General features: G+C 43.1%; 26 protein-coding genes. 15 read left to right on the top strand and 11 right to left on the bottom strand.

The window, feature by feature from the left end; genetic code table 11:
* Window positions 1–11: 11 nt before the first annotated feature.
* Window positions 12–959, bottom strand: a complete 948-nt coding sequence (locus FHW89_RS19205; RefSeq protein WP_172336666.1) for a YafY family protein — start codon at window positions 957–959, stop codon at window positions 12–14.
* A gap of 158 nt (window positions 960–1117) precedes the next feature.
* Between FHW89_RS19205 and FHW89_RS19200 the strand changes: the two genes are divergently transcribed.
* From FHW89_RS19200 to FHW89_RS19190, 3 genes are all read left to right on the top strand, one after another.
* Window positions 1118–1534 (top strand): DUF2007 domain-containing protein, encoded by a 417-nt coding sequence (locus FHW89_RS19200; protein ID WP_172336665.1) that lies wholly within the window; start codon window positions 1118–1120, stop codon window positions 1532–1534.
* A gap of 308 nt (window positions 1535–1842) precedes the next feature.
* Complete coding sequence (locus FHW89_RS19195; RefSeq protein ID WP_172336664.1) at window positions 1843–2850, top strand: N(4)-(beta-N-acetylglucosaminyl)-L-asparaginase; 1008 nt, start codon at window positions 1843–1845, stop codon at window positions 2848–2850.
* A gap of 170 nt (window positions 2851–3020) precedes the next feature.
* Window positions 3021–3773, top strand: coding sequence for a copper homeostasis protein CutC (locus tag FHW89_RS19190; protein WP_172336663.1), 753 nt, complete (start codon window positions 3021–3023; stop codon window positions 3771–3773).
* Window positions 3774–4317: 544 nt separating this feature from the next.
* Here FHW89_RS19190 and FHW89_RS19185 read toward each other — a convergent pair.
* Entirely contained in the window at window positions 4318–7155 is a 2838-nt protein-coding gene (locus FHW89_RS19185; RefSeq protein ID WP_172336662.1) for a hypothetical protein, read from the bottom strand.
* A gap of 353 nt (window positions 7156–7508) precedes the next feature.
* Complete coding sequence (locus FHW89_RS19180; RefSeq protein ID WP_172336661.1) at window positions 7509–7724, bottom strand: hypothetical protein; 216 nt, start codon at window positions 7722–7724, stop codon at window positions 7509–7511.
* Between the two features lie 595 nt (window positions 7725–8319).
* Here FHW89_RS19180 and FHW89_RS19175 point away from each other — a divergent pair.
* From FHW89_RS19175 to FHW89_RS19160, 4 genes are all read left to right on the top strand, one after another.
* Complete coding sequence (locus FHW89_RS19175) at window positions 8320–8880, top strand: RNA polymerase sigma factor (protein ID WP_172336660.1); 561 nt, start codon at window positions 8320–8322, stop codon at window positions 8878–8880.
* Between the two features lie 49 nt (window positions 8881–8929).
* Window positions 8930–9334, top strand: coding sequence for a DUF3106 domain-containing protein (locus FHW89_RS19170; protein ID WP_216650628.1), 405 nt, complete (start codon window positions 8930–8932; stop codon window positions 9332–9334).
* A 107-nt stretch (window positions 9335–9441) separates the two neighbouring features.
* The gene (locus FHW89_RS19165) at window positions 9442–9657 is read left to right on the top strand and encodes a hypothetical protein (RefSeq protein WP_172336659.1); all 216 of its coding nucleotides are present in this window, start codon (window positions 9442–9444) and stop codon (window positions 9655–9657) included.
* A gap of 11 nt (window positions 9658–9668) precedes the next feature.
* On the top strand, window positions 9669–9872 hold the full coding sequence (locus FHW89_RS19160) for a hypothetical protein (RefSeq protein ID WP_172336658.1): 204 nt from the start codon (window positions 9669–9671) through the stop codon (window positions 9870–9872).
* A gap of 5 nt (window positions 9873–9877) precedes the next feature.
* On the opposite strand, the gene FHW89_RS19155 is transcribed toward FHW89_RS19160, so the two are convergent.
* Together FHW89_RS19155 and FHW89_RS19150 are read right to left on the bottom strand one after the other, a co-directional pair.
* Window positions 9878–10375 (bottom strand): VOC family protein, encoded by a 498-nt coding sequence (locus tag FHW89_RS19155; protein WP_172336657.1) that lies wholly within the window; start codon window positions 10373–10375, stop codon window positions 9878–9880.
* A 72-nt stretch (window positions 10376–10447) separates the two neighbouring features.
* Entirely contained in the window at window positions 10448–10678 is a 231-nt protein-coding gene (locus FHW89_RS19150) for a hypothetical protein (protein ID WP_172336656.1), read from the bottom strand.
* A 174-nt stretch (window positions 10679–10852) separates the two neighbouring features.
* Between FHW89_RS19150 and FHW89_RS19145 the strand changes: the two genes are divergently transcribed.
* The 3 genes from FHW89_RS19145 (at window position 10853) to FHW89_RS19135 (ending at window position 12390) form a co-directional block, all read left to right on the top strand.
* Entirely contained in the window at window positions 10853–11515 is a 663-nt protein-coding gene (locus FHW89_RS19145; RefSeq protein ID WP_172336655.1) for a hypothetical protein, read from the top strand.
* The gene (locus tag FHW89_RS19140; RefSeq protein WP_172336654.1) at window positions 11481–12143 is read left to right on the top strand and encodes a Pr6Pr family membrane protein; all 663 of its coding nucleotides are present in this window, start codon (window positions 11481–11483) and stop codon (window positions 12141–12143) included. Before FHW89_RS19145 ends, FHW89_RS19140 begins: the two co-directional genes overlap by 35 nt.
* 103 nt (window positions 12144–12246) lie before the next feature.
* Entirely contained in the window at window positions 12247–12390 is a 144-nt protein-coding gene (locus tag FHW89_RS19135; protein WP_172336653.1) for a hypothetical protein, read from the top strand.
* A 96-nt stretch (window positions 12391–12486) separates the two neighbouring features.
* Here the strand turns inward: FHW89_RS19135 and FHW89_RS19130 are convergent, their stop codons facing one another.
* Together FHW89_RS19130 and FHW89_RS19125 are read right to left on the bottom strand one after the other, a co-directional pair.
* Complete coding sequence (locus FHW89_RS19130; RefSeq protein ID WP_090466280.1) at window positions 12487–12684, bottom strand: hypothetical protein; 198 nt, start codon at window positions 12682–12684, stop codon at window positions 12487–12489.
* Between the two features lie 203 nt (window positions 12685–12887).
* Window positions 12888–13745, bottom strand: coding sequence for a family 16 glycosylhydrolase (locus FHW89_RS19125; protein WP_172336652.1), 858 nt, complete (start codon window positions 13743–13745; stop codon window positions 12888–12890).
* Between the two features lie 195 nt (window positions 13746–13940).
* Here FHW89_RS19125 and FHW89_RS19120 point away from each other — a divergent pair, with 195 nt between their 5' ends.
* The 4 genes from FHW89_RS19120 to FHW89_RS19105 all read left to right on the top strand — a co-directional run bounded on the left by FHW89_RS19120 (window position 13941) and on the right by FHW89_RS19105 (window position 17602).
* Complete coding sequence (locus FHW89_RS19120; RefSeq protein ID WP_172336651.1) at window positions 13941–15194, top strand: metallophosphoesterase; 1254 nt, start codon at window positions 13941–13943, stop codon at window positions 15192–15194.
* A 261-nt stretch (window positions 15195–15455) separates the two neighbouring features.
* Window positions 15456–15746, top strand: coding sequence for a DUF3892 domain-containing protein (locus FHW89_RS19115; protein WP_090466287.1), 291 nt, complete (start codon window positions 15456–15458; stop codon window positions 15744–15746).
* A gap of 414 nt (window positions 15747–16160) precedes the next feature.
* The gene (locus FHW89_RS19110) at window positions 16161–16640 is read left to right on the top strand and encodes an Lrp/AsnC family transcriptional regulator (protein WP_172336650.1); all 480 of its coding nucleotides are present in this window, start codon (window positions 16161–16163) and stop codon (window positions 16638–16640) included.
* A gap of 8 nt (window positions 16641–16648) precedes the next feature.
* Window positions 16649–17602, top strand: a complete 954-nt coding sequence (locus tag FHW89_RS19105; protein WP_216650627.1) for an EamA family transporter — start codon at window positions 16649–16651, stop codon at window positions 17600–17602.
* Window positions 17603–17702: 100 nt separating this feature from the next.
* Here FHW89_RS19105 and FHW89_RS19100 read toward each other — a convergent pair whose 3' ends face one another.
* Both FHW89_RS19100 and FHW89_RS19095 read right to left on the bottom strand, forming a co-directional pair.
* Window positions 17703–18710 (bottom strand): ABC transporter ATP-binding protein, encoded by a 1008-nt coding sequence (locus FHW89_RS19100; protein WP_172336649.1) that lies wholly within the window; start codon window positions 18708–18710, stop codon window positions 17703–17705.
* Between the two features lie 757 nt (window positions 18711–19467).
* A complete protein-coding gene (locus FHW89_RS19095; protein ID WP_172336648.1) occupies window positions 19468–20718 on the bottom strand; it encodes a DUF2130 domain-containing protein in 1251 nt (416 codons plus the stop codon).
* Between the two features lie 542 nt (window positions 20719–21260).
* Between FHW89_RS19095 and FHW89_RS19090 the strand changes: the two genes are divergently transcribed.
* On the top strand, window positions 21261–21662 hold the full coding sequence (locus tag FHW89_RS19090; RefSeq protein ID WP_172336647.1) for a hypothetical protein: 402 nt from the start codon (window positions 21261–21263) through the stop codon (window positions 21660–21662).
* 328 nt (window positions 21663–21990) lie between these two features.
* On the opposite strand, the gene FHW89_RS19085 is transcribed toward FHW89_RS19090, so the two are convergent.
* Both FHW89_RS19085 and FHW89_RS19080 read right to left on the bottom strand, forming a co-directional pair.
* A complete protein-coding gene (locus tag FHW89_RS19085) occupies window positions 21991–22566 on the bottom strand; it encodes a YceI family protein (RefSeq protein ID WP_172336646.1) in 576 nt (191 codons plus the stop codon).
* A 309-nt stretch (window positions 22567–22875) separates the two neighbouring features.
* On the bottom strand, window positions 22876–23094 hold the full coding sequence (locus tag FHW89_RS19080; protein ID WP_172336645.1) for a hypothetical protein: 219 nt from the start codon (window positions 23092–23094) through the stop codon (window positions 22876–22878).
* Between the last annotated feature and the right edge of the window lie 94 nt (window positions 23095–23188).

The raw sequence follows: 23188 nt of genomic DNA, 5'->3' as shown, positions 1-23188 counted from the left end.
AAAGTTAACGTTTAATTATTTTTTTGAACAATGGCCGCGGCTATGGTTTTAACCTGATCAATGAGTTCCTGGGGTTTTACAATTTCGGCACAATCGCCATACATCATAAACCAACGGGCAAAGCCCTCGATAGACCGCGTCAGGAAAGTCATCTCGATCTTATTGCCTACCACTTTATCGGATACAAAACCGCTGTAATATTTTTGGTAATCCAGATGGCGGGCTATCTCTTTATCTACCCGGATCAGCACCGTTTCCAGTTGCTTTTCTTTGGCCGTTTGTTCAATATAGGCTTTCAGGGTAGGATGCTTGCTATGGTTGTAAAAGGCATCGGCTATCACCGCCTTGCGCATCCTGTCGACCCGGAAATCGCGGTAATCATCACGTAAGCGGCAAAAGGCGATCAGGTGCCAGAAACCATCCGCAAAAAAAATACCCACCGGCTCTACATTTCTTTTGGTGGCCTCCTGGCTATGTGCAGCAAAATAGTCGAGCGTGAGCAGTTTTTTTTGCGCGATGCTATCCAGTATGGTCTGGATATGATCAGTATTGGCCGAGGGCTTGTGGTACTTGTTTTTCAAAACCTCTATGCTGCCATCCAGGTTTTCGAGCATATCCTTTTCAGCCGTTTTCAGGATAGCCCGTACCTTATACATGGCCGACTGATGATGCTTCATGGTGCTGGTATCCGTCATCTTCTCCACAAACTTTTCGGCGGTTAAAAAGGCGGTGGCTTCCTCGCGGGTAAACATTACGGGAGGCAAGCGGTAGCCATCCATAATGGAATATCCCACACCGGCCTCTCCCATGAGCGGAATGCCCGCTTCTTCCAGCGTTTTCACATCGCGGTAAACCGTACGCAGGCTGATATTAAAGCGCTCGGCAATATCAGAAGCTTTTACTACCCTGCGCGATTGGAGCTGTATTAAAATAGCCGAAATACGGTCGATGCGGTTCATAACTTCAAATTAAGCAAAAAACAAGCTACCTTTGATAGAATAATTCACTAAAAGAATCAAGATATAAGAATCAAGAGTCAAGATCGAACCAAAAGAAGCAATCATCCTTAGTTTTTTTCTTGATTCTATATCTTGATTCTTATATCTATTTTAAAACCATGGCCAACCCTACAGATGATAAGATCATAACCCTCGAAACCTATTACGATGTAATGCTGGCACACCTTATGCGCACCAAGCTGGAAGATAACGGTATCCCCTGCTTTATTGCCGACGAAAATACCATAGGTGCCAATCCTTTTTATAACCAGGCTATTGGCGGCGTAAAGCTTAAGGTTTTTGAACGCGACCTGGAGCGCTGCCGCGAGATCCTGGCCACCGAAGGTGATCTGCATGACCAGGACCATATAGAAATTGATGAAGAAACCAATAACATGATCATCTGCCCGTTTTGTGCCTCAACAAACATCGGCCCGGCAGATCCGGGTAAGTTTTCTACTTTCCTTTCTGCTGTTTTTCCATTTTATAATACCAAAGCCTGGCATTGTTTTAATTGCCAGCAGGATTTTGAATAGGGGCTGGATCGCGGTGCGGGTGCGAGAGCATGGGGGGTAGGTGTGTATGAATGGTGACAGATTAGGGTTATAATACTCTTATCTGGAATATAACTTCCGCACCCGATCCGCGCAACACGATCACGATCCCCAATCCCACACCCGACTCTCGCACCCCGATCCTCGAATCAGCCTCCCGCTCTCACACTTCACTCTCGATTCCCACATCCGGCTCCCGCACCTCACTCCTCGATCCCCGGCTCCCACACCTCACTCCCGCACTCGCTCCCACTCTCCACACGTACCCAAGTTTTTTATATATTAGCAGCATGTACAACCGTCGTAAGTTTATCAAAATGTCGGCCGCGGGCGCTTCGCTTGCCGCATTATCCAACTCCGCTGTAGCTAAAGCCATTTCGTCAACCACCGATACCAGTTTACCCGTGGTAATATCTACCTGGGATTTTGGTATCATCGCCAATAAAGGGGCCTGGAAAGTGCTTTCGGCCGGCGGTCGCGCGCTGGATGCCATTGAGGCCGGTGCACGCATCCCCGAAGAACAGGATATTACCAACCATACGGTTGGTCGTACGGGTTTGCCCGATCGCGATGGCCATGTAACGCTGGATTCCTGCATTATGGACGAGAACGGTAACTGCGGTTCGGTAGCCGCTATGGAAAACATAGCCCACCCAATTTCCGTAGCCCGTTTGGTGATGGAAAAAACCCCTCACGTGATGCTTGTAGGCGAAGGTGCCACCCAATTTGCGGTGGAGCAGGGCATGAAAAAAGAAAAACTATTGACGCCGGAGTCTGAAAAGATCTGGAAAGAATGGCTTAAAACAGCCAAATACAGTCCGGTAATGAATATCGAGAACGGTAAAAAACCGGGCGATAAATACAATCACGATACCATCGGCATGCTGGCTATTGATGCCAAGGGCAATATATCTGGCGGATGTACCACCAGCGGCATGGCCTTTAAACTGCATGGCCGTGTGGGCGATAGTCCCATCATTGGCGCGGGTTTATATGTAGATAATGAAGTAGGCGGCGCCACCTCAACCGGTGTAGGCGAAGAGGTGATCCGCAATGTGGGTAGCTTTTTAGTGGTGGAGCTGATGCGCCAGGGCTATTCGCCCGAGGATGCCTGTAAAGAGGCCGTTAAACGCATCATCAAAAAGAAACCCGAAACCGCCAAGCAGATCCAGGTAGGCTTTTTAGCTATCAACAAAAAAGGCGAATACGGTGCATACGCCATACAAAGCGGCTTTTCCTTCGCGGTTTGCAACGCGCAGCAACAGGATTTGCTGATTAAAGGAAAGAGCTTTTATTGATTTGATAGTTCATGGTTCATAGATCATGGTTCATGGTAGGAAATTTATCCGTAGTTCATGGATCATAGTAAATTTAAGCCGGTCAGGGGTACTCCAGGTACTATGAACCATGATCTATGAACCATCAACTATGGACTATAATACACGACTAACGATAATCTTAACCAACTATGATTAAACCCGTTACTCTTGAAGTTTGCGCTAATTCGGTAACATCGGCACTGGCAGCCCAGGAGGGCGGCGCTGTGCGGGTGGAGCTTTGCGAAAATTTAAAAGAAGGTGGTACCACTCCCTCGCATGGGCAAATACTAATGGCCCGCAGCTTACTGCACATTAAATTATATGTATTGATCCGGCCGCGGGGCGGCGATTTTCTGTATTCCGACCTGGAATATCAGATCATGATGGCCGATATCCGGTATTGTATCGACGCAGGCTGCGATGGCGTAGTGATCGGCATACTGAATGCCGACGGCTCTATCGATACCGAACGCTGCCTGGAAATGGTACGCCTGGCACGCCAATGGGGCTTAGGTGTTACCTTTCACCGTGCTTTTGATATGTGCGCAAACCTGGATAAAGCACTTGAAGAGATCATCGAAATGGGCTGCGAACGCATCCTTACTTCGGGCGGTAAAAGCACCGCCATGGAGGGCGCTACGGTGATCAATCACCTGGTACAAAAAGCGGCGGGTCGTATCAGCATTATGCCGGGCAGCGGTGTAAGCGAGGCCAACGTGGCCGATCTGGTACACTTTACCGGCGTAACCGAAGTACATTCATCGGCACGCACCAGCGTACAAAGCAAAATGCAATACAAAAACGACCATATCCTGATGAGCAACGAACCCGGCGATGAATACAGCATTGACCTCACCAGCGTTGACAGGGTAAAAAAACTGGTAGAGCTGGCCAATAGCTGAGGGGATGGAATCAAGAGGTTAGAGGCAAGAATTAAGATAAAAATATCACTGTCCTTGCGCTCATTGGAAGACATAAGCCCGTTGTCATTTCGAACGAGGAACGAGGAGAAATTTTATAAAATTTGTAGTTAAAGCTTTGCATCGCGTATAAGATTTCTCTTTCGCACAACGCTCAACCCTGTCCCTGCTCTATCGAAATGGCTTTTTTATATTTTTTTGAAATCAAACGAAGCATTTCCAATTCCTTCCCCACGGGAAGGGCGCGATCAGCATAAGCCTAAAGGCAGGGAGGGGTTTAACCGCTTGCAAAGAAACCCCTTCCTCCCCTTCCCAAGGGAAGGAATCGCACAGGCTCTGGCTTCTTCTTCAAACCCAAAAATGCTTTTTTCAGTTCCCCTCTTGAGAGGGGGCGCATGGGATGGTGTAGTGGCTGGGGTGTGTTTATGAAGCGAAAAAACACACCCTTCCACCCCTCTCAAGAGGGGAATCACACTGGCCCAGGCTTTTCCTCAATCACTAATTCACTAACTCACTAATCCACTAATTAAAAAAACGTCACCGGTAAAACCAATTCTATCCTATTCCTGCCCGTGCCGCCGAAAAAGTCATCATCCAATAACCTGCTGTACCTGATGCCAAACGAGATGCTGTTCTGGTTAAAGAATTTGGTATCAAAAAACACCCCCGCACCGGTCGACCGAAAGTTTTGCTTAAAGCTGGCGCCATTAGTAAAAAAGTTATCGGAAGTGGCCCGGGTATAGTCAAAAAACAGCTGTCCCCGTAAACGCAGCAGGTATACGATGTTGCCAAAACCAGCGTCGGGATAGGCAAAAGGAAAATGGTAATTAAGCCCAACCTTATTCATATCATCCAGGCTTTCGGCAGTGTAACCCTTACTGAAGGGGAAATCGTTCGAGAAACCGATCACGTTATTCTTGCCTTTTTGCTGATGCGCTACATTGACTACGAAGCTGTGATTGGTTGCCAGTCCCGGGAAATAGAACGAACCCTGCGCCAGCAATTGGGTGGCCGCCCCGCCTGATACCCCGGCTTTATAATTGAGGCTGATGCTTTGTGCCAGCATGGGGTATATATTTTGCCTGGCCACCAAACGCTGGTTGCTGAAGGAGATATAATTGTTCAGATAAGCATAATCCCTGTCCTTGAACCGAACGGCATTACCCTGCTGAAAGCGTGTTTGGTTATAATACAGGTCGCTGCCAAAGGTAAGGCCGGTAGTATGTTTGCCCGCGCTGAAGTTGAGCGGAACTTGGAGCCCACCATGTATGGATGTTTCATTCCAGTACACATAGCTGCCCTTATAAAACTGACGGCGATCAAGCGTGTAATCAACCCCGGCAGATATATAAGGATATAAAGCGCCATAGATAGCCTCAAAGCCAAATTGCTTATAGCCCTCGTTACGGTTATAATCAAAGGATATCTGCGACTGGAAAGTATTCAGCACGTTTTCGCCGGTAATAGCGAAGGAATAATTCGGGTCGCTGATGTTGGGGATGATGCTGTGGAAATTAAACAAACCATGCCCTTTGGAATAAGGTGTAACCGGCAGCGGCTTATCCACCACCTCGGCCAGCATATCGGCCGATGAATCGCGGCCCAACGCGCTAATCCCCATCGCAGGCAAATGACGTACATACTGCGGACCGGCATCAATCCATTTCAGTTCCTTTTTGTTCACCTCGTTAATCTGGTAGCCAAACGCGGTAAAACCAACCCAGGCCAGTTTGCTATTACCTACCGCAGGCTGATAATGACCTATGCCGGTATCATGACCGGTAGGCAGCAACTCATAGCATTGGTTATTCTTTAGTTTCAATACAAACAGGCGATCGTTCACATCCTCGGTTTGGGTAAAGTATACATCGTCATTTTTAACCGTGGTAAAACCAATAGGGCGATAACTGAAAGGCACCAGGAATTTAGCGCTCCCGGTGGCGATATCGATTAGCGCCAGCGTCATTTTACCCTGCGGGTCACGTACCGCGGCAATCAGCTTGTCATCGCCATAAAATTGCGGGTAGGTATAAAACAAATGCTGCGGATTAGGCAATACTTTGATCAGTTCGCCATCGGTGTTTAACAAATGCAGCTCGCTTGCCCCCGAAGTAGCCACCTGCGACACAACAATACGTTTACCATCGGGACTAAAAGCGGGCGAAAAATATTTTGTTTTTCGGGTGATGCGATGCTCCTTGCCGCTGGCAATATCCAGGATCATCAACTCGCTGTAATTGCGGTAACCCCAGCGCGCATCCGGGCGGTAAGTGGCATAAACCACCTTGCCGTCATGATAATTAAAGTAATTATCTAACGATGACGACCGCGTGCTGATCTTGCGCTCCCGGTTACCCGTACGGATCACAAAAGCCGGGATATGATCATACGGGCTTTTCATGTAAATGAGCGTACTATCATTAATATAGGCGGGATACTCCCTGTCGGCATCAAAATGTTTGGCTTTGGTGGCTGGCGTTTTATCATCATCCTTAAACACCTCTTTAAAATGATTGAGCCCGTTATTGGTAAAAGTTTTAAAATCAGTACCGGTGTATTTATTGATGGCCCGTTGAAAAGGATAAAATCCTCCTTTAAAAGCTGCGGCATCATGCGTTACCTTTTTCCAGAGGTTATCGCCATATTTTTCGCGCCCGTAAGATACCAGCATATAACCCAGTGGGTAATGATCGGGCGTATAATCAAGGTACGATCCATTACGCAGCTTCATGAAGCTGTAATCACGGTCGGCCGCCCAAAGGGCCCGGTAGCCATTAAAAAACCAGGGCAGCCGCCCACGGCCCTGTCCGCTTACATGAGTTTCGTTAAATACGGCATCACCCTCAAAAAACCAGTTGGGTACGCTCAGGTCGTTGCCCAGTGCCTGCCCGCCTTCACCAAAAAGAATATGCAGCACATGCGAAACACCCACATTAAAATTATTATACTGCTGCACGTGCCTAAACTCGTGAATGGCCAACTGTTGTGCCCAGGGCAAACTGCCAATATCAAAGCTATTTTGCTCGGGCGTTAAAAAAAATTCGCTCCTAAAAGGCGCTAACCCCACATAGCCATTGGCAATAGTGGTTTGGTTTTGCAGCACAATGCTTACCTGCTTTTGCTTAGCGCCAATGGTAGGCTTAATAAGCCCGTTCATTTGTTGTATGATGTTAGCCACCCTCAACCCCGCCGAATCCATCCCCGTCGGGAAAATAATGCGCGCCGCCGGCGTATTTACCTGCTTCCACTTGATCGATGGCGGATTGCCCCCAAACTCCTGCGAGCGGGCAACAGTAGCGGTAAATAATAGCGCAGGCAGCAGTAATATTTGTAAGTTTTTTTTAACGGCGGGGTAGTTTTTCATAGGTTGGCTCAAAGTAAGCACAATTTGCAATTTAAACAACAGCCTCACCCCAACCCTCCCCAAAGGAGAGGGAGCTAAAAATCTGCATTTGTCATCCTGAGCGCAGCGATGGATCTGTCTTAACCATGATTCATTTGCGCTTTTGTCTTGATTCTTGTCTCTTGGTTCTCGCCTCCAAATAATGGCGTTACCTTCGGCCCGCGCTATCCGCTCATACGCCACCAGGCCTTAGCCATGGGCCGGTATCCGCTGCTATGGCTAACGCTTTTTTAATTATTGAATTAGTGAATTAGTGATTTCTGAACCTTGATTTTTCGGATTAAAGGATTACATGATTTCTTTTATTTTCTCCGTCAGCAGATAAGCTTCGGGCGAAAGCGGACAGAACAATGGTGGCCCGGCGCGGTTGCAAGGGCATAGCGAACCTTACCCGAAGCCTGGGTAATGTGAGCGAACGAAGTGGAGGTAAGGTTTAGCAGTCCGTGGTTCTGCCCGGTTTGCAGAGCAAGGGCCATGTGCGGCAAAGAAGCATTTCTGCTGACAGCCTTTTTGGTTACTTGTGGCGACAAACGGCGAAGCCTTCTTGAGTACAAAAAAAACAAACCACAACGAAAAACGTGACTGGCCCTCCCGCGGCCAAGAGCGGGTATGCGCCATACAATGTCGCCTTGTATAGCATAGAGATTATTAATGTTTTGTTTGTTTTATAGGTATTAATGAGCTCCCTCCGGTCGGTTGTCTTCGTTCCTCAGCAATAACGCAGGGGAGAAAACTTTGTTAACCTCCGGAATTTTCGTTATATTTGTATACACCACAGCCCGGTTTCCGATCAAAAAGGAAAGTCGGGCTGTTTGGTTAAAGGAAAAACCAGACCAAAAATTGGCTATTCTAAATATAGTTATTTGAAAATCAATAATTTAATACTTTTTAAAATTTAAAACACGCATCAAAACCACGCTAAAATTTGTTAAAAAATGTTAAAACGAGGTTTTTTTGATCAATTTTAAGCTCTTTTCACCCCGTTTTGAGCAGAAATTTGTTAAAATTTAAGGTTTAAAAAGTTTTTTGGCACCACTATTTATTTTCCTAAAAATAATTTAAAATGTTTTTAACACTCAATCGTCTTTATCTTTAAAGGAGTGAAAAAAATTGATAACCGCCATAATGCCCGACGATAAGAACAGCCAAATTATACATACCATTAAAGCGTATGGTAAAAGCCTGTTGGGTTTTATTCGCCGGAGGGTAAAGAACGATGCCGATGCCGAAGACATTCTGCAGGATGTCTGGTACCAGTTTAGTTCGGTGATCAATTCAGAACCTATTGAACAAACCAGCGCCTGGCTTTACCGGGTAGCCCGCAATAAAATAACCGATAAGCATAAAAAAAAGACGGAAACCCTGCTGGATGATATGCTTACCGGCGGCGAGGAAGATGAAGAGGGCACAGCCGATTTTAAGGCTATCCTGTTCACCGAAACCAGCACCCCCGAAACGGAATACCTGCGCAACCTGTTTTGGGACCAGCTATTTATTGCGCTTAACGAGCTGCCCAACGAGCAAAAAGATGTATTTGTATGGCACGAACTGGACGACATGTCGTTCCAGGAAATTGCCGACATCACAGGCGAAAAAATGCAAACCCTGGTATCGCGCAAACGGTATGCAGTGCTGCATCTGCGTAAACGCTTACAACAATTGTATAAAGAAATAACAGAATATTAAAGGGTGACGTGTATAATACCCGTCGCACAAAAAATTAAAGATTAAGAAAATGAGAAAAGTATTTTATAGAGGGCGTTTTATATTTATCCCGCTGGCAGTTGCCGCCATCCTGTCGCTCATCAGCTTTGTAGTGATGCAGTTGTGGAACAATTTGTTACCAGACATTTTACACCTGGGTACTATTACCTTCTGGCAGGCCATGGGCATATTTATTCTATGTAAGTTATTATTCGGCTTTGGCAAAGGTGGCGGCCGCCCCGGCTGGGGTGGCGGTGGCGGATTTATGAAAGCCCGCATGGCCGAACGCTTTAAGAATATGAGCCCAGAGCAACAGGAGAAATTCAAAGCCAAAATGCGCGACCGTATGTGCAACTGGAATGACCGCGGCGGCCCGGGCTTTGGAAAATTTGACAGTGAATGGAACGACTTTAAAACTGAAGAGGAAAAGAAGTAAATGGTGAATAGTAGTGAGTGATCTCAAATTGATAGAAAACAATTTACATCCATTCACTACTCACCACTCACTAATCCACTAAATCAATAATTCAATAATTAAAAAAGATGGATGTACTGGTATTTTCAACAAGCGTTAAGGGACAAAAACAGGTAAGCAAAGTAGGTACCTTGCTTACCAAAATTCCGGCTATCGCTCAATGGAGTTTTGATCTGGAAGACTGTGATAATATATTGCGAATAGTAGCCAGCGGCGTATCTCCCAAATACGTTGAAACGCTTTTGCAAAAGGCAGGCATCCAGTGCCAGGAACTTACCTACTGAAAATCTCAATCATGACAAACGCACAGGAACGAAAGGTTATCCGGTGGATACATATTATTCTGAGCATTCCGGTAGTTGGTTATATCTACGGTCCTGTAGCTTCACTTCCCCATGCTTCAGCAGCGGTTAAATGGATCTTTTTTCCAGTAATTGTATTGTCGGGCTTTTGGTTGTGGAAGGGGCATTGGTTTAAAAAACAGCTTAAAAAACTTTAAGATCCCTATTTCGACTTTGCCGGGCTATTGATCTCTATCCAATATCCGTCAGGATCCTGAAAATAAAGTTGCAGTACACCATCAGGCCGTAAAGTTGGTTCCTTGCTATCACCCTTCCAGTTACCATAAGGAATATGTAACTCATCAAGCTTTTTGGCAAACTCTTTAACGGAGCCTACAGCAAAGCAAAGATGCTCGGTGATGTCATGTTTATAGCTGCAATTACCTTGTATAGCATGTAGTTTTACATGATTACCCAGGCTGTACCATTGGTGCAGGGTATCGGCAAAAGGATTGGGTACCTTTTGCAGGTGCATTACCTCGGTATAAAAGGCGGTACTTTTTTTAAGATCGCGTACGCAAATGGCAATATGGTCAACTACCGGGGCAGCGTCCGTTGCGGTTTGAGCCTGGCAAAAACAAGGTAAAATAAATGTTGCCAGCAAGATTGCCCATTTTAACCTATCTGCTATAATGCCACTTAAATTCAGAAAAATGTTCATGTGAAGTTTTGGTTTTAGAGCCTAAAGATATAGGTTTAAACGAAGTGACGGCTAAAGTCAGCAAATTGTTACTTAGCAGGATACCTGAGGATTAAAATCACGACAGGGTACATAATACACAGAATTGTTGCGGTTCCAGTCCTCTATATCGATCAACCCGGAGCGGGTCTGATAATGCCTGTCGTCATTAGGACATTTAACCACATACAAGCCCGCCTCGGCAGCCTTGATCACCGGCCGTGCCCCGCATACCTTGCAAAGTTTGCAGTGGATAGATTTAGGTATGGTCAAATAGACATTCATAGCGTTTTTACAGGCAATATCCTGATGCAGTTACGTTCGTACTCTAATTTACAGCATAAAAATGGATTATAGTGGAAAGCATTTTATTCATTTATTTGACTATTGCAATTACGCTTTGTTGAAATGTGTTTGGGCATCACTTTCTTTTATTATATTTAAAATCATTTAAACTTTATGCAACCCTCCTTAGAACAATTAGCGATTACCTATAAGAACCTACCCGCCGATAAACTTATACGTCTGGCAGTTACCGATGCAGCCGGCTTAAGACCGGAGGCCCTTGAATTACTAAAGGCCGAAATAAAAGGCCGTGGACTGGATGATGGTATTCTCCGGGGTATAGATGTGCAGCTAAATCATGTAGATGACAGCCAGTTAAATAACTACCTTGCCCTTGTACGTAATCAGGCCTGCCCTACCTGCGGTGATCAATCGCAACAACTTAACGCAGTTTTAAGCACTACTGTTATTAGCGCTATTATATTCACACACTACAAAAAAGCATTTTCAATTGGCTGCCCTACTTGTTTAAAAAAGGCAAATCAGAAAGCTACTTTAAAAACAGCGTTGTTAGGCTGGTGGGGACTTCCCTGGGGACTTATGCGTACGCCTCAGGCTTTGATATCTAACACAAAGACCAACAAACGAATAAATACAGGCGAACCCACACCTATTTTGGTGGACTTTATAAAGAATAATATCGGTATTATTGAAAGCATCAAAAACAACGATCAATCTTTACAGGTTATGCTAACTAACCTGAACAACAAACAGCATTACAATAAATATCACATCATCAAACATGGAGCAAACCGCCACCCAATACCAAGCCGGTAAACCTGCAAGCATTTACGCAGCAGGTGCAGGATTAGTTGTATGGTTTGCATTGATCTTACAGTTTAGTATATCGGTACCAGCTTATATACAAACAGGTCATAGCTGGGCAGGTGCTATTATACAAATACTTAGTTTTTTCACTATTCAAAGTAATCTGCTGGCTGGTGTTTGTTTGTGGGCCTTATTATTACAACCATCAAACACGCTGTACATTTTTTTTTCAAGAGGGTATGTTATAGCTGGTATCTGTCTGTATATCATCATAGTTGGTCTGGTATACAATATCATACTGCGCAGCCTATGGCACCCCGCCGGTTTATTTAAGTTGGCCGATGAGCTACTGCACTCTGTAAATCCATTATTATTTGTTATTTACTGGTTGTTTTTTACACAGAAGACAAAGCTAAAGTGGACACAGTCGGTAAACTGGCTTTTGTTCCCATTTATATACCTCATATATACACTTAGCCGCGGAGCAATAACGCGGTCTTATCCATACCCTTTTATTGATGTGGTTAAACTGGGATATGGCCGGGTGCTTATTAATTCTGTAGTACTATTAATTGTTTTTTTAGCACTTGGTCTCCTGCTCATTTTTGTAACCCGGCTGTTCAAACGTCGTATATGAACCAATACTCACCAAGTAACATTAGTATGACTAAAGCCTGATATTTAAACATTTACAGATTGAGAGTGTTGATTTTATAACACCTATTTAAAACGTAAGTATTATGAAAACTTCCATATCCAGGTCTATAGCGCTGCTTATATTAGAGGCAATGGCCTTTACCAGTTGTTCGGCTGAATATCGTGAAAGAAGAAGGCACCGCCATGATCATGATGTAGTTCATGAACGTGTTATTTACAGAAACTAATGATATATGTATAAAAAGGAGAAGCCCGGCTATCAAGCCGGGCTTCTCCTTTTTATGGTGTATTAACTTTTAAAATTTATATTAAAATATGGGTGTTTAATCGTTCCATAGATAATTTTTATGTACCGATTTAGCCAGTTTATTTTGGATAAAAAAATCTTCTTTTTGTAAACACTCATTGGTGTGTATATCTTCGTCGGCGTTAATTTTTATTACGCTGCCTGCTACTTGTTCAACTATACTTGATAAAGTATGTACTTCGTTGTCGGGGATCTGAATTGTTAATATGGCCATAATAGTAGATGTTTGATGTTGATGTTTGATATTCAAAAATATGCAATTGCTATTTAGGCAATGTTTAAAAAAAGTAAAATTAGAGCCATAATTTGATGACAATTTTACATTTTTTGCATTTTATAACTCAAACGTTCCATCCAAGGCATGTATTATGTTTGCTGCAACTTTGTTACCCTTCTTTAACAATTTTTAACAACAAATTACTCCTTACCCGTGGTAACCAGCACCCAATCAACAAATACTTTGGCCTGGCCAGCTTTTATCTTGTCAACGGTACTTGCAGACATCCCATAATAGGGTTTGGTAACCTTATTATATCCGCCCGGATATCCTCCACCCAAAGCAAAATTAAGGATGATGAACTTTTTGTTATCAAAAGCCCAGCGGCCATATTTTTCGACCATAGATTTAGTCACAGTATAAGTTACTTTACCGTCAACTTTAAACACCAGGCTGGATGGACTCCAGTCAACAGAATAAATATGCCATTGCGTAACATCTGTACCACCCTCAAAATGTGCCCGATAAGCCAACGGCGTATTACCAAAATAGTTGGGACCGTGTAAGGCATGGCTCACCCAACTGGAATCTCCCACGGTTTCCATCATATCTATCTCACCGCAATCGGGCCATTTACCATTACCCAATGCCCAAAATGCAGGCCATAAGCCGGCGCCGGCGGTCATTTTCATCCGTGCCGAAGCAGTACCATAGGTAAATTCCATTTTGCTTCGTGTATTTATCCGGCCCGATATAAAATCATACTTTTTTTGCTCCTTGCTGGTAAAACCGGGTTTGTACAAGGCTTTAAGCACTAATGCTCCGTTCACCGCTCCCTCCGCATCCTTCCCTTTTACCATGTATATAGTAGCAGCCGAATCAACATAAGCTTGTTGTTCGTCATTTACGGTATGGCCGGTAACCTCCACATTCCATTTGCTCCTGTTGAGACTTTGTTCATTAAAATCCTCAAAAAATACAGTGTCAGTTTTAATTTGCTGGGCGTTGGCGTGCAAGGCCATCGACAGGCCGGCCAATAGTAGATAATATAATTTCATTATGCTGTTTAATTAAGGCTAAAATACTGAGTTAGATTCAAGAGACAAGGATCAGGAGTCAAGAAAAAAATATTAGTTTTTGGTAATGTCATTGTATTGATTCTTGGCTTTTGCTTTTTGATTCTAATACTTTGGCCCTTAATTCTTGATTCCAATCCACTTCTTTTTTTAAATTGCAGGCTTATACCTATTTATATGCACGGCAGCGGTTTCTTAAAAGTATTTCTTATTATTTCGGCCATCAGTTTGTTGTTCGATTGGTATATTTTTTCCGGCCTTAAAACACTAAGCTCCGATTGGCAATCGCCGCTATGGCGTAACATTATGCTGTTTGGCTACCTGTTCATTGCAGTTGGTGTTGTCGCTTTATTCCTCATCGGTTTTGGCAGTTTTAGCACGGCCAACGGTATGCGCCCCTTTCATGAGTGGATACTGAGTTTGTTTCTCACATTCTTTATAACCAAGCTTGTATTTGTTATAGTTTTATCCCTGGGCGATCTGGGGCGGTTTATTATTGGCCTGTTTAACCTTGCCAGCCGTTCTGGTCGTGAACCTGCATTCCCTGCCCGTCGTAAATTTATCAGTGAAATAGCCGTGCTGGTTGCCGCAATCCCCTTCTCGTCTATGTTTTATGCCATGTTTAAGGGTAAATATGACTATAAACTTCACCGCACCACGCTTTACTTTGACGATCTGCCGGATGCTTTTAATGGCTTTACGATAACCCAGCTATCAGACATCCACTCTGGTAGTTTTGACAATACCGAAGCCATGCAGCGGGGTATTGATATGGCCAAAGCTCAAAAAAGCGACTTATTTGTTTTTACCGGCGATCTGGTTAATAATGCTGCCTTTGAAATTGAACCTTACATTGACCGTTTTAGCCAGATCAAGGCGCCGTACGGCCAATTTTCGATACTGGGAAATCACGATTATGGCGATTATATCCACTGGGATAGTGAGCAGGCGAAAGCTGCCAATCTGGATAAATTAAAACAACATCACCATACGCTAGGTTATCGCCTGCTATTGGACGAGAATGTAACCATCGAAAAAGATGGTCAAAAAATATCGCTCATTGGCATACAAAACTGGGGGCGCGGTTTTATACAGATCGGCGATCTGAACAAAGCGCTGCGAGGTGTACCCAAAGATGCTTTCAAGATATTATTGTCTCATGACCCAACGCATTGGGAAGAACAGGTTAGATATAACGAAACCAATATTCACCTCACCCTTTCCGGTCATACCCACGGAGCGCAGTTTGGTGTCGAAATTCCGGGATTTAGATGGAGCCCTGTAAAATACCGCTATCTGGATTGGGCAGGCCTTGCAAACGAAAAAGACCGGTATTTGTATGTAAACCGTGGTTTTGGCTTCCTGGCATTCTCGGGCCGATTGGGCATATGGCCGGAAGTTACCGTTATTGAATTGCGAAAAAAGGCATAGGCAAATCCGACGCTATTTCTTACCGGGCCGGGACATACTTTTAATGGCCCCTATTATCAAAGATATACCTAAACGCATCTAAACCTGGTTAAAAAAAAGACAAAGGCATCAAAATATAATAGCTAAATATTATTAGCTACTCGATAAAACCTTCGGTGAAAACACCGTGTTACAACACGCAAAAATACGGTGTTTTCACGGATTGACTCGTGATCATATATTTCAGAGTTTTAATAAATCAAACCCTGATATTATTTAACGATGCCCTTACAAATAACCGGAGTGAACAGCACGATTGGTGAGTATGATAATCCTTACCTGGCTATTAACTCATTAGTGTGGATAGACGACTACACTCAAAATCGCGGAATTACCACAAGAGATGTGCTTTTTGACTGGATCAATGACAATGGTACAGCCTATGTTTTAGACGAAGAAGGGAATAAAGCCAAACTACTTACTGCAACCACCAAAAGTGGCTACAAGTATGTAAAAACAGCTTTTGATGAAACAAAACCTGATAAGTTGCTAAAACTGCTGGCTACAAAATAGTAAAATACCTTAACCTTATCGTACTTGCACCCGTCACTCAACAATGATGGGTGTTTGTTTTTTATGGGCATCCCGAATTCCATGATTCCAGCCCCTTTCTTCTTCAATAAATTATCACTACTACATACCGCAAGTTTCGGGTTTAATACCCAGCTTCAACAGCATAATTTTGAATAAAATAACAAAATACAATTGCTTATTTATTCGATGTTTTTCAAAATAAAAGTCGGATACGCTCATGTTTACCCGCTATTAAATCCGTTTAAGCTAAACTTTTAGCAGACACTTTAAGTGTAATTCACATTTGAACGGTCAAAATACACGTTTAAACACTAAATAGATACTTTTGTCGAATTAAATTCATTTTTTAATTATTATATTGAATTTAATTCATAAATTATATAACATTACAGAATGAACAGTGAAACAGAAATAATTTTAGATAAAACAGACCTGCACATTTTACGCCTGATGCAGGAAAATGCCCGAATATCAAATGCCGATATGGCCCGCGAATTGGGCATGGCGCCATCGGGCGTGCTGGAGCGGGTGAAAAAGCTGGAGCAAAAAAACGTGATCCAACAATATACTACCCGTATTAATCCAGCTGCCTTACAGCAAAAACTGCTGGCCTTTGTATTTATGAAAGCAGCCGACGGACCAGGTTATAGCGGCGCGACGCTGGAGCTTGCCAAAATACCCGAAGTACAAGAAGTGCATCATGTGGCTGGCGATGATTGCTACCTGGTAAAGGTTCGCACTTACGATTCTGCTTCATTGATGAGCATTATGCGTAACCAGTTTAGCAAAATACCCAACATCATCAGTACTCGCACCACCATAGTGCTGGAAACAGTAAAAGAAGAACAACAGTTAGTTATACCCGAAAAATAAATATCATCATGGCCTTAACACCTCAAAAATCCGCATCACCATTAATGGTTATCATCGCCTTTGCAACAGTTTATATTGTTTGGGGCTCGACGTACTTTTTTATAAAAATGGCTGTCGATGGGTTTCCACCGTTGCTGTTAGGCGCCCTTCGATTTCTTACTGCCGGCGTTTTGCTATTAACCTGGTGTAAAATTAAAGGCGAACAAATCTTTATTAAACGCAATATTGTTCACGCTGCTGTTACCGGCTTTTTACTGCTGGTAATAGGTAACGGCGCCGTGATCTGGGTTGAACAAACACTCCCCAGCGCCATGGTGGCCATTATGGTATCATCGGCACCTATTTGGTTTGTACTGTTCGACAAACAAAACTGGCGTGTAAATTTCAAAAGCACATCTACCATTGTTGGTTTAATCATAGGCTTTGCCGGTGTTATTTTATTATTCAGCGAGCAAATACGCGGCTTGTTTGATTCTTCCACCGGGCTTGCAAAATTGCCGGGAATGTTATTATTACTCATAGGTGCCATGTCATGGGCGTCGGGATCATTGTATTCCAAATATCATAACACACAGGGATCGGCTTCGGTAAATACTGCCTGGCAGATGCTGGCCGCTGGTTTTATATTTTTACCATCGAGCTTTTTAAATCACGAAGTGCAAAACCTGCAATGGCAAAACATTCCAAGCCATAGCTGGCTGGCTCTACTTTACCTGATAATTTTTGGTTCAATAGCCGCGTTTAGCGCTTATGTATGGCTTTTGCAGGTTCGCCCTGCAACGCAGGTAAGTACTTATGCTTATGTAAACCCTGTTATAGCGGTTATACTCGGGGTGGTGTTTGCGCACGAAAGCATAACACTTTTACAGGTAGTTGGCTTGGTGATCATCCTGGGCAGCGTATTGCTCATCAACCTCAGCAAATACCGCAAAGAGAAACAGGCTAAGTTGGAACTGGCATAAACTGAGAGAGTCAAGAAATAAGAATCAAGAGTCAAGAAAAAACAAATGAGGTGATCTAATACCCCCTCTTGATTCCTGATTCTTATTTCTTGCTTCTCTTTTACCCCTCCCATTTCCCAAATTCAAAGTACTTATTGATATTGATACTAACCTTACTCCCTTTGGGATATTTGCCCCTATCGTAATTGGTTACCTGCAGGATAACGCCCTCGCGTTCAATAATTAGCTCCTCATAAAAACCTTTGAACAATACCTGCGTCACCAGCCATTTACTGCCCAAACCACCTATCCTGACGTGTTCGGCATAGATAACCACTACTCCGCGCCTGCTTTTGATACCGCAAACCTTGGCCTGGGTTGATGTAAGCTGACTGCAACTAGCCAGTATCTGCGAGGTATATAGTAACTTAGGCGAATGATACAATTGCTCCGGACTACCGTTCTCTACAATCTCCCCCTCTTTCAATACGATCAGTTCATCAGCCATGGACAGTATTTCGGCAGGGTCATGCGATACCAGCACCACCGTAACTCCCCAGGCTTGCACTATGTAGCGGATATCGTGCTGTAAACCTTCCCGATAAGTAGCATCAACCTGGTTGAAGGGCTCATCCAGCAATAATACTTCCGGACGACTGATCAGGGCCTTGGCAATGGTTACCCGCTGTTTTTCGCCGCCGCTTAATTTACCGAAGGGCTGTTCTTTGAGTTGATAAATATGAAGCATATTCAAAGCTTCAGTCACTTTTTGTATAGTAAGGCTTTTATCTTCCTCTTGCAGTCCGGCACTTACCGTGTCCCAAACAGATAATTGCGCATCCATATCAATTCCGTTTTGGGTAACCAGGCGCATTACCTTGTGGGCGTGCTGCAATCCATGTTCCCGGCTTAAAACCTGCTCTTCCTTAAAAAATACCTCCCCATGATCGGGTTGCAAATGGCCGTACAGCAAATTGAGCAGGGTGGTTTTACCACTGCCACTTTCGCCAACAATGGCGGTAACTTTACCTTTGGGTATAAATATGGTTATGTTGTTAACACCGGAAGATTTATTGCCAAAAAAGTTTTTGGTAACGGAGATAGTTTCCAGTATCAGGTCATTATTCATTTTGCAGGGGCATTTTAATTAGTTAATCAGCTCGTATACAGATGAGTATATCATCGTAAATAAAATACCTAATCTATAAAAAAGTTCAGGTTCAAAAAATGCTGATATGGGTATATTTTAAAATGACCAGTATGCCGATTCGAGGGGTGCCAAAAAACTTTTTAAACCTTAAATTTTAACAAATTTCTGCTCAAAAACGGGGTGAAATGGGATTAAAACTGATCAAAAAACCTCGTTTTAACATTTTTTAACAAATTTTATCGTGGTTTTGATACATGTTTTAAATTTTAAAAAGTATTAAATTATTGATTTTCAAATAACTATATTTAGAATAGCCAATTTTTGGTCTGGTTTTTCCTTTAACAAAACAGCCCGGTTATCCTTTTTGATCGGATAACCGGGCTGTGTGTATACAAATATAACGATTTTTTTGGTGGGATAAAAGTTAAAATGCAGGGCGTATACCCGCTCATGGCCGCGGGAGGGCCTAGTTACTTTTCCTTGATGAAAAGTAACCAAAAATCAAGTCATCAGAAATGCTTCTTTGCGCTCATAGCCTTTACCCCGAAAAGCGGGTAGAACCAGGGCTGCAATTATTTGCCCAACTTCGTTCGCACAAAGCCTTGACAAAAACTTCAATCGAAATCAAGGTAATCCCGGCATCCTATAAACGGCGTAGCCCTCTTGAGTGCCGTTAAAAACAATGATCGATAAATCAAGGTTCAGAAAAAATCACTAAATCACTAATTGGTCCCGCCTATTCCAGCAGCAAGGCATCTTCATCATCGGTGAGGCTCAGTTGTATGGAATCGCTGCCGGCAATGCCTTCTACGCTACCTTTGATGTGGGCGGCGTTCAACAATACCTTATCCAGCTGTTTCTCGCGCGACTTCCACATTTTTTCCATCGCGTCGCGTTCTTTTTGTATCGACAGGCGCATGCTCATATAGCCTTCGCGGATGGCTTTCCATTGTTCAGAAAACTCGCTGCTGGTTAAATAATCATACAGCAGGTGCATTTTATCGCCTTTATTGTCTTGCGAGCGGGCCTGATTGGATAATTTGATCACCCCGTCGCGCAGGATGTAGGATACGGCTTTCACTTCATCAAAACTACAGATCCAAACCCCATCTTTTTCGCCAAAGCAGTCCATCCCTTTCGGGTAGCACTGGGTAACAATAACGGCAACATCCACACCTATGCTACGCATATCTTTTTTCAGCTTCTCGATCCAATCGGCACCGAAAGTGGCTGTGCGTTTACTTTCATAAATAATCCGTCCGCATTCCTGCCCAAACTGGTTGCGCACCGTTTGGATACAATCGGCCCCGCGCACGCCTTTCCCTACCTCACTGATCATATCAAACGGGAAATAATTACGCAGCAATTCTTCCAGGATCAGCTCCTGCGCCTCGCCCTGTAGCTGCATAGAGCCTTGTTCGGCCTTGCGTTTCATCTCTTCGGCCAATTTTTTCTGATCGTCGAGCTGTTTTTCGAGCTCCTTTACCTTCAGCTGGTATTCGGTATCTTTTATACTGTAGCGTTCGTTTTCCTGCTTACGAATCTGTTCGCTCAGCTCGTTACGCTGTTCCTGCAGTTTGCGCTGCAGGGCCAATTCCATTTCTTCTTCTTTTTGCTGCAGCTGTTTTTCGCGCTGCATAAATTCCAGCTCTTTCTGGCGCGAGAGTTTTAGCTTTTCTTCGGTTTCCTGAGCCGATGTTTGGAGCATCAGCAACTGATTCTCGTAATCCTGACTAATGGATTTACGCAGATTTTGCTCCATAGCCAGTTGCAGCTGTTTTTTTTCGTCAGTTAACCGCAGCTCAAAAGCTTCCTTTTGCTGGCGCTCCTTGGTTAAAAATTCTTCGTCTTTTTTACGGTATTCCTCCTCTTTTTGGCGGGTATAATCCTGCATTTTAAGCCTAAGCTCCTTCTTATACTCCTCTGCCATCACTTCCTCTATCGGGAAACCAAAACCACAACTGGGGCACTTAACTTCTGTAGCCATATTATCAATACTGCGAAAAATAGTTCTTCAGATCAAAGATAATGATTTTTGGAACAAGGATTTTTGGAACAAAGAGCAAGTACCTTTAGAACAGATTTTTTTGGAACAACGGGTAAGGATTCTTGTTTGAGTTTGGAAAACCCTCGCCAATGTTAGTGTTGTCACCAACAACGGCGAGGAGAGCAAGGGTTCTTATTTTGGTTTCAGGAAATATGTTTTGTCCCACCTTTCCAGCGAAATAGCAATGTCATTATTTAAAAATACTTCGTAGGAGTAAAAGCTTTGTAGAAAATAAACAACAAGCATTTAGCATGCCGTAGGTATACAACCTGAGTACAGTACCTACTGCACTGAATTTGAACCGACCTTTTTCTACAAAGCTTTAACCCCGATGGGGTTTGCAAAATCGCTTAACTTAATGACATTGCGTGAATTGAGAGAGAGAGTTGTCAACACCAAGCAATTTTTGGCTAAAATTTTGATTAGCTTATACACAAAATGCCATGGTTGCAGTTATCAATTATAATGTCGAAATTTAAACGATGCAAATTTTACAAATAGGGAAGGCAATGTGGAGCTATGATCATGAAATTGCAGCATGCACATTAATTGACGCGGCTGGAGGGCTTTTTGCGCTCACTCCGCCCCCACACCATCGCGAAGGCGAAATTATATTAACCCCGGGTACCCTGGTTATTGATGGGTACAACTACTTAGATATTCCCTTAAATCAGCTGGAACAGGTTTACCTGGGCTTTGATGATGTGTACAAACGTTCCCTCATCAAAAACAATGGCACATTTTGGCAGCCACTACGGCTTCGTTATAAAGTTGCCGACGGGCACCATACCATATACCTCATGATAGACAATAGCTTTTTCGGCACCAAAAACCAGCTTTGGTTTGATACGCTGAAACAATTATTGGCCGATGAGGACATCTGATTTTTTAGACCAAAGATTTTGGAGCAATGAACAATGATTTTTTCCTGAAACAAAGATTTTGGGAACAAGGACTTTTTTTGAACAAAGCTATTGGGAGCAAAGAACAAGGATTCTTGAAACAATGCAAAAACCTTCGTAAGCAAGTCCTTGCTGCTTTCTCCAAAAAACCAAGCTCAAAAAACAAGGATCTTTGAAACAATACCAAACACCCTTTTTAATCGGTCTTTGTTCCTTGCTCCAAAAATCCTTATTCTATCATCGAAACAATGCAAAAAACCTCCCCGAGTTAGTCCTTGCTCCTTGTTCCAGGAATCCTTACTCCAAAAAATTATTTTGCTTTAGCGAATTCGCCGTTAGCTTTAATAGTTACTTCGTCGCTTAACATAGCAGCGCCAAATTTACTACCGAAATTAAAGTCAGAACGTTTGATAACACCGGTTAACTGGAAACCTGCATCATCGGCTTTACTCATTGGGTTGGTGATAGTACCACGGTACCATAAATCAAAAGTTACCGGTTTGGTAACACCTGCTAAAGTAAGGTTACCTTTCAGCGCGTAATGTTTATCAGATGTTTTAGTGATACCTGTGCTGGTGAAGGTAAGTGTTGGCTTATTGGCCACGTCAAAAAAATCGGCACTTGAAAGGTGTTTATCGCGATTCTCGTTTTCGGTACTTAAAGAAGCTGTTTGTACAGTAAAAGAAACTTTAGCATCGCTAAAATCGGGTTTTGCAGCAACTATAGTAGCATCGTAGTTTTTAAAAGTACCGTCAACATCATTTACCAGCAAGTGAGTAACAGTAAATTTAACGTTTGAGTGATTTTTGTCAACCGTCCAGGTTGTTTGTGCCGATGCAGCCGTGTACAAAAATGCTGAGGCTAACAGGATAAAGATCTTTTTCATTGTGTTAATTCTTTTTAAATTTCTTTTGTTTATGTACCAAAAGTATATATTTGAATTGATCTTTTTAAAAATAAATGTTTAAACATCTTTTTATTGAAATTTAATGACAAAACTCTACCATTTTAGTGGACTTTATGTCGATACATATCAATAAGGAGATAACTCATAATTGACTCAGCCCCTTTCTGCACAAGCTTAAAGATTATATTTTTTTGTCATCCTGCTTCACTGCGTTCAGCATGACAGATCTATTTTCATATCCCCTTTTCAGTACAGGGACAGAACAGGCCGGTTTGCTCCGCTACTTTACTATTCATCGGCAAAATGCTCATCAATAGCCATCCCAATCTGCTCCAGCGGTATAACAGCCGACGATGGCTCATGCTTAATATAAACCCAGTTACCGGCATCTGTTTTTCCGATGGTATAATTGATCTTTTCATTATAAACATCAAACAATTTGGGGAATGATGAATGAAGACCCACCTGGTAATCTATATTATTAACGGTTACTACAAAAGATTCCATAGTAATTGGGGTTAAAGCTTATACTAAGTTAGTGTTTTTTACAGCTTTGATAAAAATTAACGGCTTACCACTTCCGGTACAACTTATATGACTG

Origin of the sequence: Mucilaginibacter sp. SG564 (assembly GCF_013149275.1) — a bacterium.
Lineage (GTDB): Bacteria > Bacteroidota > Bacteroidia > Sphingobacteriales > Sphingobacteriaceae > Mucilaginibacter.
Note: the sequence above shows the minus strand (reverse complement) of the source record. Positions and strands in the feature narration are given on the sequence as shown.